Raw genomic sequence first — 12,816 nt, 5'->3', positions numbered from 1 at the left:
ACCTTGAGACACCCCATGCCCACCGACGCAAGTCAAGAAAACCTCGAAATCGCGCAGCGTTATGCCGCCTTGCCCGCCGACAAGCGGGCCCGCTTCAAGGCGCGGCTGCGCGAGCACGGCATCGACGGGTCGATCCTGCCAATCGTGCCGCTCGCGATCCGGCCGGCACGTGCGCCGCTGTCGCACGCCCAGGAACGCTTGTGGTTCCTGTGGCGGCTCGACCCCGCCAGCAACGCGTACACCATCTCGCGCGCGCTGCGCCTCGATGGGCCGCTCGATACGGCCGCGCTCGATGCCGCGCTCGCGGCGCTCGTCGAGCGTCATGAAGTATTGAGAGCGGGTTTCGGAGAAGACGGCGGCGTGCCATTCCAGTTTGCCCGCGCAGCGGACACGGGCATACGCGCGGTCTATCAGGATCTGCGCGCGACGGCTGGCAACACCAGCGCTGAAGATCGCGAGGCGCGCTTACGCGCCCGACTATTGCACACCGCCGCGCTGCCCTTCGACCTCGAACGTGACCCGCTGCTGCGTTTCGAGGTGCTGCGGATAAGCGACGAGTCGCATGTGGTGCAGATCGCGATCCATCACATCGTCTCGGACGCGTGGTCGATGGGTATCCTGATTCGCGACTTCGTCTCGCTTTACGGCGAGGCGCAGCGCGGCCACGCCCTATCGTCCGCAGGACCCGCGCTTCAGTACAGCGACGTCGCGCTATGGCAACGCGAGTGGATCGACAGCGACACACTGGCGCGGCAGATGTCGTACTGGACCACTCAACTGGCGGGCACCGCGCCCGTGTTGTCGCTGCCTGCGGATCGGCCCAGACCGGCGCTGCGCGACGGCAGTGGCGCGCGTCACGCGCTGGATCTCGACGCAGTGCTCGCGACCCAGCTGAAAAACCTCTCGCGCCGCAACGACGCGACGCTGTTCATGACGCTGCTGCACGCCTTCAACATGCTGCTGCATCGCTATAGCGGCGAAGCCGATATCTGGGTCGGCGTGCCGGTGGCGGGACGTCAACGCGCTGAGACGCACGCTGTGATGGGATTTTTCGTCAACACGCTGGTGATCCGCAGCCGGATCTCGGCATCGCTGCCGGCGCAGCAGCAATTGCGCACACTGCGCGATACCGTGCTCGAGGCCCAGGCGCACGAGGACCTGCCGTTCGCGCATCTGCTCGACCGGTTGCAGACCGACCGTGATCTGTCTCACGCACCGCTGTTTCAGGTGATGTTCAATCTCGACTACGCGGACCCGGCCGCGCGCATCGAATTGCCGGGCCTCTGTGCCACGCCGGTGGACAGCGACGCTGGCACGGCTCGCTTTGACCTCACGCTCAACGTGATAGAAGCGCCGGACAGCCTGCGGGCGATTTTCGGCTACGCGCGCGACATGTTCGACGCCGCCACCATCGAACGCTTCGCGCGCGACTATCGCGCGGTGCTCGAACAACTTGTCGGTGACCCGGCGCTCAGGCCTGGCGACATCGCGTTGTCCGGCGCGGCGCTCGTTTCGCAGGCCGAACTGCGCTATCCGTTTCTGCCCGTGGTGCCGCGCATCGTTGCTCGCGCGGCGTCGCAACCCGACGCGCCCGCGGTTTACTGCGGCGACGCGATGCTGAGCTACGGTGAGCTCGATCAGTGGAGCAACCGGATCGCGCGCCGCCTCAAAAGCGTGGGCGTCGGACGCGATGCGCGCGTGGGCGTCTGCATGACACGGTCGGCTGGACTGCCGGCCGCGTTGCTGGCGGTGTGGAAAGCGGGCGGCGCGTACGTGCCGCTCGACCCTGATTACCCCAGTGAGCGTCTGCGTGACATGCTCGACGATGCGGGCGTGGTCGCCGTCATCGTGGATCGCGCCGGCAGTGATCCGTCTGGCGACCAACCCGGCGGCCAACCTGGGGTTCGATCCGGCGAACTGTTCGCCGCCCGCCCGCAGATCGATATCGACGACGTCGCCAATGAAGACGCCACGGGTTGGGACGAGCCCGTGCATCCCCGCCAACTCGCCTACGTGCTCTATACCTCAGGCTCGACCGGCCGCCCGAAAGGCGTCGCCCTGGATCACGAAGCGCTGAGCCTGCATCTGCGTGACTTCTGCGACGCTTACCGCATTGGCGCCGACGACGTGATGCTGCAATCGTCGACGATCAATTTCGATGTCGCGTTGCACGAGCTCCTGCCGGCGCTCCTCGCCGGCGGCGCCGTGCGCATGCGTGGGCCGCAGGCGTGGACGCTCGACACGCTGAACGCGGCGCTCGTCGACGGCAAAGTCACTTTCGCACGCATTCCCACGGCGCTCTGGCAGCAGTGGCAGCGCAGCGCGCCGTCTGCCGAAGCGCTGCGCGAGCTGCGCCAGGTCACGGTGGGCGGCGAGGCCTTGCCTGGCGACGCGCTCGAGCGCTGGCAACGCGGGCCGCTACGGCACATCGCACTCGACAATCTGTACGGACCGACCGAGACCGCGATCGCCGCGTTGCATCACGTCACGTGCGGCGCGGATGCCGCGCAGGCGGTCGTACCGATCGGCCGCCCTTATCCGGGACGCGGCGCCGTCGTATTCGATCCCGACGGCAACCGGATGCCGCACGGCGGCGCAGGCGAGCTGTGCATCACCGGCGCATGCGTAGCGCGCGGCTACCTCGGCCGCGCGGCGCTGACCGCTGAACGCTTCGTGCCGGATCCGGACGGGCCGCCCGGCGCACGTCTCTATCGCAGCGGCGACCTGTGCCGCGTACGCGAAGACGGCGCGATCCTGTTTCTCGGCCGGCTCGATCAGCAGGTCAAGCTGCGCGGCCAGCGCATCGAACCCGGCGAGATCGAAGCGGCGTTGCGTGATTGCCCGGAGGTGGCCGAAGCGGCCGTCGTCCTGCACGCGAACGGCGAACAGCAGCAACTGGTCGCCTACGTCGTCGGCAACGCGCAAACCGGCGCGCTGCAGGAGGCGCTCGCGCAGCGGCTACCGGTATTCATGATGCCGGCCACCTTCATCACGCTCGAGCGTCTGCCGACAATGGCGAACGGTAAGCTCAATCGCCGCGCATTGCCGGCGCCCGCACCGGTCACGGCGCCGGCGGCGGAGCGCGTGGCGCCACGCAACCGGCGCGAACAGGTGTTGCTGGAGATATGGGAACAGGTGCTGGGATGCGAGGTCGGCGGCGTGACCGTCAATTTCTTTACGGCTGGTGGCGACTCGATTCTGAGTCTGCAACTATTGGCCCGTGCGCGCGCCGCGGGTCTCGTGCTGACGCCGAAGCAGGTGTTCGAACATCCGAGCATTGCGCAAATGGCACAGGTGGCGCGCGATGTCGATGCAGACGCGCAGTCCGCAAGCGCCGCCGAATTGCGCGACTCGCAGCCACTGACGCCCATCCAGGCCGCGTTCTTCGACAAGCATCCGCACGGGCTCGCGCACTGGAATCAGGCGGTCCTGCTGGAAGTACGCGACGCGCTCGATCCCGCCGCGCTGGAAGGCGCGCTGCAGCAATGGGTCGCGCGGCACGACGCGCTGCGCCTGCGGTTCGAACGCGACGTCAGCGTGCCGGACGGCAGCGCACCGCGCTGGCGGCAACGCGTCGCCTCTATTGAAACGGCAGCCTTGTTGCACCACATACTGCTCGCGCCGCAGACATGGGAAGCCGACCTCGCCACCGCCGGTGCGGCGCTGCATCGCAGCCTCGATCTGCAACACGGGCCGTTGCTGCGCGCGGCGTATTTTGAAGCGGGCGCAGAGCGGCGTCTTCTGATCGTGATTCATCACCTGGTTGTCGACGGCGTGTCATGGCGCGTTCTGCTCGAAGAGTTGCAGGCGCTGTATGAACGCCCGGATGCCGCCTTGCCGGCTATCACGACGCCGTGGAGCGTCTGGGCCTCGCGTCAATCCAACTACGCGCAGCAGGCCGAACGTTTGTGGCAACTGGCGTGGTGGCAGCGCATGCTGCATGGCGCGACCGCCGCGCTGCCGCTCGAAGGTGAAGGCGACCGGCGTCTGTCGGCAAGCCGCGTGGTGACAGTGAAGTTGACGGTGGACGCGACCCAGCGGCTGCTGCTGCGCGGCTCACGCGCGGACGGCGTGCGCACCGAGGAAATCCTGCTGGCAGCGCTCGCCCAGACGCTCGGGCCATGGGCCGGCGCAGCGCGCCTGCTGATCGATCTCGAAGGCCACGGCCGGGAAGATCTGATCGAGGACGTGGATCTGAGCCGCACAGTCGGCTGGTTCACGACGCAATATCCGCTTGCGTTGCCGCACCATGCCGACCCGGCGCACACACTCGGCATGGTGCGCGACATCCTGCGCGCGGTGCCCGACAAAGGCTTTTCGTGGGGCGCACTGAAGTACTTCGGCGAGGACGCAAGCCGCGCGGCGATTGCCGCACTGCCGGTTGCATCATTGCGCTTCAACTATCTCGGACGATTCGATCAGGCACTGCCTTCAGATGGCCGCTTCGGCTTTGCCAGCGAGCGCTCCGGCGCGCAAGCGGACGATAGCGACACGATGGATCACGCACTCGATATCGGCGCGCTGATCTCCGCTGACCGCCTGAGCGTGCATTGGCGGTACAGCCCCGGCGTGCTGAGCGAGGCGAGCGTAACGCGGCTCACGCGCCGCTTCGGGGACGTGCTGCTCGGTTTGATCGATGCCGACGCCGATGCCGCGCCTGCTCACTCGCACAATGTAACGGCGCGCCCCGACGTGGGTGAATCAGCGGCTCACGAACTCGCCCCATCGCTCCTGCAGGACTCCCCCGAGGCAGTCGAAAAAGATCGCGCGGTCTTCGCGCTGTGGATGCAGCGCGTTCGTCTCGAGGTCGCACTCGGCGCTCTCGCGCGCTCACGGCTCGCATCGCCGCCTTCCGCTGCTGCTGCGGCGGAAGAACATGCTGCGCGGTTTGGGCCGCTTCCTGCGGGCATTGTCCCGCTCAACGATCTGAGCGCCCCGCATGCGGTGTTCTGTATCCATGCGGGCCACGGCCTGGTGGCCGAATACCGGTCGCTCGCGAAAGCGCTGAACGGCAAGGCGACACTGTTCGGTTTGCAGGCACCGTTGCTCTGCGACAGCACCTGGTATGCGGAAAACTTCGACGACATGGCAGCCGACTACGTTGCACGTATCCGTGCGGTGCAACCACATGGGCCCTACCGGTTGCTCGGCTGGTCGTTCGGTGGACGGGTGGTGATGTCGATGGTCGAGCAACTGGAGCGTTGCGGTGAACAGGTCGCGCTCGCCGGGATCATCGACGCACTGCCCGATCGCGATCTCGACGACAACGTGCAGGCCGAAGTCCGAGCGTTACGGATCTGGATTGCACAGCATGCCGCGCGCGGTGTGAACGCCGCCGAGCGTACGTTATTCGAAGATGCCTGCGACGTAATTCTCGAGCACGGCCGTATTGTGGAGACCTTCCGGATGCCGGCGCTACGCACACCGCTCTCGCTCTGGTGGTCCACCGAATCGATCGACAGCGGCAAACCGCGCGACTGGTCGTCGCGCACCGGCGCAAGCGAAACCGTGCTGGCGGAAATCCCCGCTGGACACACCAGCATCATGCATCACCCGATGCTGCTCGACAGCGTACGTGGACTATTCGAATGACGTCGCGCCTGCTGCTGGAAACCCGCGCCACGTACGCTCGCGCTACGTCATATGGCGGGCGGTTCGCGGAACTGTTGGCGGAACTGCTGAGGCGTGCTGCCGAACGCGCGCCTGAACATCACGGTGAAGGTGCGCACGTCGGCATAACCCAGGTCTTGCGCAACCTGACTCGCCGCGTGGCCGACCGACAGTTTGGACATCGCCTCAGCAAGGCGCAGCTGTTCGCGCCACTGTCCGAAGCTCATGCCCGTTTCCTGCCGAAACAGCCGGGCAACCGTGCGCGAACTGGCGCCGACCCGATCAGCCCACAGCTCCAGCGTGTCGTTGCTAGCGGGTTGCGCGATCAGACTTTCGCAGATGTTCCGCAGGCGGGCATTGGCAGGCAGCGGCAGGCGCGCGGTGCGCGCGCCGTCTGCGGCGTCTGCAGCGTCGGCGGCATCTTCCAGAAGACGCAGGATCAACGGCACGATCAGAGCCGTGCGGCTCTCGCCGGCTTCATCGGGACCGGAGTCGAACATGCCGAGAATCGTGGCGCGCAGCAGATCGCCGACCGGGATCACACGGCACTCCTGTTTTTGCGGCGCGAGCGAGTCCGGCTCGATGTACAGCGTGCGCATGGAGACCTGTCCGACCATATGCAATTCATGCTCGATCTGCGATCCGATCAGCAGGGCGTTGCCGGGCGTCAGCATCCACAGACCGAGCGGCGTGATCGCACACACGATGCCGCTGGTTGCGTAGACCAGTTGCGCGCGATGATGACAGTGGGCGATTTCATGCGTTCCGTCGACGTAGTCGATCGCTTGCGCGATCACTTTTCGACCGGCAAAACTCTCGCCGAACGTTTGCAGTTTGGGTCGTGTCATGGCCCAACTAAACACTTTATTTTCGCTTGATACATCGATTCAGCCAATTATGTCCATTTTTATGTCAATGTTGTCCTGACTGACGACAGGCTATCAGATTATATTGCTATGCGGCCTGCGTAACGGCCCGCACTTCCGTCGTACCCCCACCCGGTTCAAAGATGTATCGATAGCCATCAAGAGCTAGCCAAACCAGCAGTTTTATATTTATTACGAATCATTCTCACTATCATTAACAGTCAATTGGGGAATTAACATGAGTACCGGGGTGCGCGGATCGACCGCGCTGAGCAATGCGTTGCTGTTCTGTCTGCTGAGCGGAACATCGGCGGTGTACGCACAATCGTCAACGGACGACGCGGTGGGCAAAACCGCCGAAGTGTCCAGCTTGCCGACCGTCAAGGTAACGGGCAATCGGGACAACTCGCGCGTCGGATCGGCTGACGGTTACGTGCCGATCACGGCCGCGACGGCGACCAAGACGGACACGCCGCTGATCGAGACGCCCCAATCGGTGTCGGTAGTGACGAGTGACCAGATGACCGCACAAGGTGCGCAGACGGTTGCTGAAGCGTTGCGCTACACCGCCAGCGTGTTGCCGGAAATCCGCGGCGCTTCGGCGGCCGGCGCGTCTTATCTGTTCAGCCGCGGCTTCTACCTCGAGCAGTATCTGGACGGCGCCCGGATGCCGAGCGATGTCAGCTTCGGCTACGCGATCCCGAGTTTCGACCCGTACGGGCTCGAGCGCATCGACATCGTGCACGGTCCGGCATCGGTCCTGTACGGTCAGGCCGCGCCCGGTGGCGTAGCGAACCTCGTCAGCAAGCAACCTACCGCCACGCCCATTCACGAAGTCTTCGTGACCACCGGCAGCCACAATCGCATGCAGGCGGGCGTCGATCTGGGTGGCCCGGTGACCACCGACGGCAAGCTCACGTACCGATTCACCGCCACCGGGCTCGACACGCGCACTCAGGTGGAAGGCACGCGGCAGAAGCGCATCTACATCGCGCCGGCCGTCACGTGGAAGCCGGATGAAAACACGACCCTGACGGTTCTGGCGAAGTACCAGCGCGATCCGGACGTCGGCTATTACAACTTCGTCCCCGCGGTTGGCAGCGTACTGTTCAACCCGGCAGGCCAGATCTCGTCGCACACGAACGTGGGCGATCCTGACTTCGATCATCATTCGCGCACGCAGCTTTCGGTGGGCTACGAGTTTGAACATCGGTTCAATCCGACCTGGACGTTCCGCCAGAACACGCACTACACCTACGTGAAAGACGATCTCGCGAACGTGTTCCCGTACGGCTATGCCTCCGGTTCGAACACCACGCTGAACCGCTACACGTTCTTCAACAAGGAAAGCGCCAAGGTCTTCAGCATCGACAACCAGGCACAAGCCAAGGTAAATACCGGCCCGGTCTCGCACACCATGCTGTTCGGTTTCGACTTCCAGCGCGTGCTCTATGGTGAAGACGTGGGTGCCGCGTTCAACGCATCGTCGCTGAATGTATTCGACCCGGTCTACGGCAACAACACGATGCCGGCCGAGACCTCCTACGACCAGATTCGCCAGAAACAGTTTGGCGTCTACGCGCAAGACCAGATGGCGTGGGGCAAGTGGCGTTTCCTGATCGGCGCGCGCGAAGACTGGGTTTCAGCCGACGACAACAATCCCGTCACCGCCTCTTACGAAGCGCAATCGGCGCGTGCGTTCACGTGGCGCACCGGTCTTGTCTATCTGTTCGACAGCGGGATCGCGCCGTACGCAAGCTTCTCGAAGTCGTTCGACCCGCAGGTGGGACAGCTCTACGGCGGCGGCATGGCGAAGCCGACCACCGCGCAGCAGTATGAAGTAGGCGTCAAGTATCAGCCGCCTGGCTACAACAGCTTTATCACGGCGTCGTTGTTCAACCTGACCGAACATAACGTGCTGACCTCCGACCTCGACCACTCGGGCTACTACACGCAAGCCGGCGAAGTGCGTGCGCGCGGCCTGGAACTGGAAGGTCATGCGAGCCTGACGAACAACCTGGATCTCGTCGCGTCGTACACCTACCTGAACGACGTCACCACCGAGTCGAACGACACGACGACGACCATCTCGGGAGATACGACGTCGCTTCAGAACAAGCGCGTGTGGGGCATCCCGCGCAACATCGCGTCCGCATGGCTCGACTACACCCTGCATGCAGGGCCGATGCGCGGCCTGGGCTTCGGCGGTGGCGTCCGGTATCTCGGCTCCAGCTACGACGCGTCCAATTCGATCAAGGTGTCGTCGGTGACGCTGTTCGATGCGACTGTCCACTACGACACCGGTCTGCATTGGCTCTTCTCGCTGAACGCGAAGAACCTGTTCAACCGTCAATACGTCGCGTCCTGCTTCAGCTCGGCGACCTGCACGTACGGCGATGGAGTGGAAGTCCTCGCCACCGCCCGCTACCGCTGGTAAGCAAAAAGGATAAGCGTGTTGAACGACATGACCCAGCAGCAACTCGAACAGCGACCGGCGAGCCTGGCACACCACGACACCGCCGGGCCGGCGCCCCGCGCGTTGTACCAGCTTGACGGCGCGTCGTTCGAAGCCGACGGCCGGGTCCTGTTACAACCGCTCACCCTCTCGTTGAACGCGGAACGCATGATCGCGCTGATCGGCCACAACGGCTCCGGCAAGAGCACCTTGCTCAAGCTGCTCGCGCGTCAACAGGCGCCCACGCGCGGCACGGTGCGCCTGAACGGCACCGGCGTCGCCGCGTGGCCCGCCCGCGACTTCGCGCGGCAGGTGGCCTACCTGCCGCAAAATCCGCCCACCGGCACCGGCATGACCGTGCGTGAACTGGTCGCGCTGGGCCGCTATCCGTGGCATGGCGCGCTCGGCCGCCTGCGTGCGGCGGATCACGCAAAAATCGACGAGGCACTGCATCTCACCGACACGGCGCGCTTTGCGTCGCAACTGGCCGATCATCTGTCGGGTGGTGAACGGCAACGCGTCTGGCTTGCAATGCTGGTCGCGCAAGGCGCTTCGTGCCTGTTGCTCGACGAACCCACATCCGCACTCGATATCGCGCATCAGATCGACGTGCTGCGGCTTCTACGCGAACTGACCGACAGCCACGCATTGACGGTGGTCATCGTGTTGCATGACATCAATCTGGCCGCGCGCTTCTGCGACGAACTGATCGCTTTGCATAGCGGCCGCCTGCTCACAAGCGGCACGCCCGAAGCGCTCATGCGCGCCGACGTGCTCGAATCGATTTACGGCATTCCAATGGATATCGTTGTGCATCCGCATAACGGTAGCCGGCTCGGCGTGGCGCGCTGATATGCGACGCCGCGATTTTCTCCGTTCCGCCGCGTTGGCGCCCTTGCTCGGCACGCCGCTAGCCGGCGCGCGCGCGGCCGCGAACCTCACCACGCCAGCGCCCGCACCGCGCCTCGTCGTGCTGGATTGGGGACTGGTCGAAACGCTGCTGGCACTCGGCATCACGCCCGTGGGTCTCGCCGAGACCGAGGCCTATAACGACAGCGTGGTCACCCCGCTCGTGCCGGCACACGTGCCCGATGTCGGGCTGCGTCTCGCGCCGAGCCTCGAACTTTTACAGCAACTCGCGCCCGATCTCATTCTTATCAACTCGAGCCAGGAATCACAGCGCGCGATGCTCGAGCGTATCGCGCCGGTGCGTGCGTTCGCCGTCTATACCGACACCGGCGCGCCCTATCGCCATTCGCAGGACGTCACGCTGCAACTGGCCGAACTGTGCGGCCGCACCGGCGCGGGCCACGCGCTGATCGACGCGACTGAGCGCGTGCTTGCCAGAAGCCGCACGCAAATCGCAGCGCGGCGCGCCCGGCTGCAAGGACCCGATCCACAGCGGCCGCTCTATCTGATCCGTTTTTTCGATGGCCGGCATGTCGGCGTGTACGGCGCGCGCAGTCTGTTCCAGGACGTGATGGATGCGCTCGATGTCGCCAATGCCTGGCATGGTCCGACCGATTATTGGGGTATCGGCGTGGCCGGGCTCGAGAAACTCGCCGTATCGCCCACCGCGGACGTGCTCTATTTCGATCCGCTGCCGAACGGCGTCGCGCGCACATTGAGCTCGAACCGCCTGTGGCACGCGCTGCCCGCGGTTGCCGCGGGACGTGTCGCCATGCTGCCGCCGTTCTGGGGCTTCGGCATGCTGCCTTCGGCCGCGCGCTTTGCCGAGGCGCTGACCGCTACGCTCACGCGCGCCCCGGCAACCGACGCCGCGGTGGTAACGCAGGCACGCCTATGAATATCGCCCGCCCACACGCACCGCATCTCGTGACACGTCCGTGGCTGCCCGCCGCGCTGACTTTGCTCGTGCTCGCCGCAGCCGTTGCGCTAAGCATCGACAGTCTCTCTGCGATTCTGCCGCCGTCGCTGTGGTGGCACGCGCTGTGGTCGCCGGATACGCACGACATCCAGCAGATCATCGCCCACGATAGCTGGCTGCCGCGTCTCGTGGTCAGCTGGTTGTGCGGCGCCATTCTCGGACTCGCCGGCACGGTCTTCCAGCAGGTATTGCGCAATCCGCTCGCCGAGCCGATGACGCTCGGCGTCTCGGCCGGCGCGCAACTCGCGTTGACGGTCGCCACACTATGGGCGCCCGCGCTGCTCGGCGGCGCCGGCCAGTGGGTCGCGCTCGGCGGCGCGCTGATTACTGCAGCGATCGTGTTCGGCCTGTCCTGGCGCAGCGGGCTCGCGCCGGTCACGGTCGCGGTCGCGGGACTCGTCGTTACGTTGTATTGCGGATCGATCGGCGTCGCGCTCCAGTTGTTTTACGCACCGTATCTGCAGAGCTTGTTCATCTGGGGCGGCGGCTCGCTCATCCAGCAGGACTGGAGCAACGTGACGATGCTCGCATCGCGTCTCGCGATCGGCGGCGGGATCGCGTTCCTGCTGCTACGGCCCATGACGCTCTTCGGTCTCGACGACGCCAATGCCCGCAGTCTCGGTCTGTCGCTGCGCCGCATGCGGCTCGTCGCGCTGGTGCTCGCGGTGGTGCTGAGCGCGGCCGTCGTCAGTGCGGTCGGGGTCATCGGCTTTGTCGGCTTGGCCGCGCCCGCGCTCGCACAGATGGCGGGCGCGCGCCGCCTGTCGCAGCGTCTGGTGATCGCGCCGTTGTGCGGTGCGCTGATTCTGTGGCTCACGGATCAAGCGGTGCAACAGTTGTCCGGCGCGATGGGCGATCTGATTCCGACCGGCGCGGCGACCGCGTTGTTCGGCGCACCGTTGATGCTGATGCTGCTCGCCCGGATGCATCGGACCACGCGGCTGCCGGCCAGCAGCGAAGACATCGCCCGCAGTCATTCCGTGCCCCCTGCTTCGCTGCGGCGGCGTTTCTTTGGCATCGCGCTGCTCATGCTCGTCGTCTCCGCGCTCGCGCTGGATTTCGGCCACGGCCCACATGGCTGGCATTTCAGCAGCCTCGACGAGTTCTCGCGCGTGGCCATCTGGCGCGTCCCGCGCGCAGCCGCCGCGCTTGCCGCGGGCGCCATGCTCGCGGTAGCCGGCACGCTGATGCAAAGGGTGACCGGCAATCCGCTCGCCAGCCCCGAGGTGCTCGGCGTGAGCGCCGGCGCGGCACTCGGTCTGATCGCGCTGGTGATCGGATGGAATGACGCGGGACACATCGAGCGTATCGCAGCGAGCACAGCAGGCGCCTTGACCGCCCTGCTCGCGATCCTCTGGTTTTCGCAGCGCTCGCGCTTCGCACCCGATCGCGTGCTGCTGGCGGGCATTGCCATCGGCGCCTTGTTCCAGGCGGTGGTCGCGGTGGCGATTGCGAGTGGCGGCGAGCGAGCGGCGACGCTGCTGCAATGGCTCGCCGGCTCCACCTACACGATCACCCCAATCGACGCGGCGCTCGCACTCGTTCTGTGCGTCGTCCTGTGCGCGTTGACGCCGCTGTGTAACCGCTGGCTGCAGATCCTGCCGCTTGGCGAAGCATCGGCGCGCGCGCTCGGCGTATCGACGCGCGGCGCCCGCTTTACGCTGCTATGTCTGATCGCGCTGCTGACGGCAGCCGCCACGCTGGTCGTCGGACCGCTGTCTTTCGTCGGCTTGACCGCGCCGCATTTCGCGCGTCTTCTCGGCGCGCGCCGGCCATTGCAGCAGGTGCTGCTGGCCGCGCCGATCGGCGCGCTGACGATCGTCACGGCCGACTGGCTCGGCCGTGCGCTGCTGATGCCGCGCGAGCTGCCGGCGGGCCTTGTCGCAACCTTGATCGGCGCACCTTATCTGATGTGGCTGCTCGGCCGGCGCCGCTAAAGCACGCCTGCGCGACCCACCATTCAGTCTTTCTGCACTAGAACTTTAGATATTCCAGGA

At 65.6% G+C, this 12,816-nt stretch carries 6 protein-coding genes; 5 read left to right on the top strand and 1 reads right to left on the bottom strand.

The window, feature by feature from the left end; translation table 11 throughout:
* The first annotated feature begins 15 nt into the window (after positions 1-15).
* On the top strand, positions 16-5,592 hold the full coding sequence (locus M0D68_RS07145) for a non-ribosomal peptide synthetase (RefSeq protein WP_266224084.1): 5,577 nt from the start codon (positions 16-18) through the stop codon (positions 5,590-5,592).
* A gap of 47 nt (positions 5,593-5,639) precedes the next feature.
* Here the strand turns inward: M0D68_RS07145 and M0D68_RS07140 are convergent, their stop codons facing one another.
* On the bottom strand, positions 5,640-6,458 hold the full coding sequence (locus M0D68_RS07140) for a helix-turn-helix domain-containing protein (RefSeq protein ID WP_266224083.1): 819 nt from the start codon (positions 6,456-6,458) through the stop codon (positions 5,640-5,642).
* Positions 6,459-6,714: 256 nt separating this feature from the next.
* Here M0D68_RS07140 and M0D68_RS07135 point away from each other — a divergent pair, with 256 nt between their 5' ends.
* Genes M0D68_RS07135 through fhuB form a run of 4 tightly spaced genes read left to right on the top strand, consistent with a single transcriptional unit; the run spans position 6,715 to position 12,756 of the window.
* Positions 6,715-8,913, top strand: coding sequence for a TonB-dependent siderophore receptor (locus M0D68_RS07135; RefSeq protein WP_266224082.1), 2,199 nt, complete (start codon positions 6,715-6,717; stop codon positions 8,911-8,913).
* A gap of 18 nt (positions 8,914-8,931) precedes the next feature.
* A complete protein-coding gene (locus M0D68_RS07130; RefSeq protein WP_208620610.1) occupies positions 8,932-9,783 on the top strand; it encodes an ATP-binding cassette domain-containing protein in 852 nt (283 codons plus the stop codon).
* 1 nt (position 9,784) lies between these two features.
* On the top strand, positions 9,785-10,738 hold the full coding sequence (locus M0D68_RS07125; RefSeq protein ID WP_266224081.1) for an ABC transporter substrate-binding protein: 954 nt from the start codon (positions 9,785-9,787) through the stop codon (positions 10,736-10,738).
* Complete coding sequence (gene fhuB / locus M0D68_RS07120) at positions 10,735-12,756, top strand: Fe(3+)-hydroxamate ABC transporter permease FhuB (RefSeq protein ID WP_266224080.1); 2,022 nt, start codon at positions 10,735-10,737, stop codon at positions 12,754-12,756. Before M0D68_RS07125 ends, fhuB begins: the two co-directional genes overlap by 4 nt.
* Positions 12,757-12,816: the final 60 nt, after the last annotated feature.

It is taken from the genome of Paraburkholderia sp. SEWSISQ10-3 4 (genome assembly GCF_030464785.1).
Lineage (GTDB): Bacteria > Pseudomonadota > Gammaproteobacteria > Burkholderiales > Burkholderiaceae > Paraburkholderia > Paraburkholderia aspalathi.
This window is presented reverse-complemented; position numbering and strand designations above follow the sequence as displayed.

Bases quoted from the DNA above. Each gene is read 5' to 3' on its own strand.
- M0D68_RS07145 (WP_266224084.1), top strand. From the start codon at position 16: ATGCCCACCGACGCAAGTCAAGAAAACCTCGAAATCGCGCAGCGTTAT.
- M0D68_RS07140 (WP_266224083.1), bottom strand. From the start codon at position 6,458: ATGACACGACCCAAACTGCAAACGTTCGGCGAGAGTTTTGCCGGTCGA.
- M0D68_RS07135 (WP_266224082.1), top strand. From the start codon at position 6,715: ATGAGTACCGGGGTGCGCGGATCGACCGCGCTGAGCAATGCGTTGCTG.
- M0D68_RS07125 (WP_266224081.1), top strand. From the start codon at position 9,785: ATGCGACGCCGCGATTTTCTCCGTTCCGCCGCGTTGGCGCCCTTGCTC.
- fhuB (WP_266224080.1), top strand. From the start codon at position 10,735: ATGAATATCGCCCGCCCACACGCACCGCATCTCGTGACACGTCCGTGG.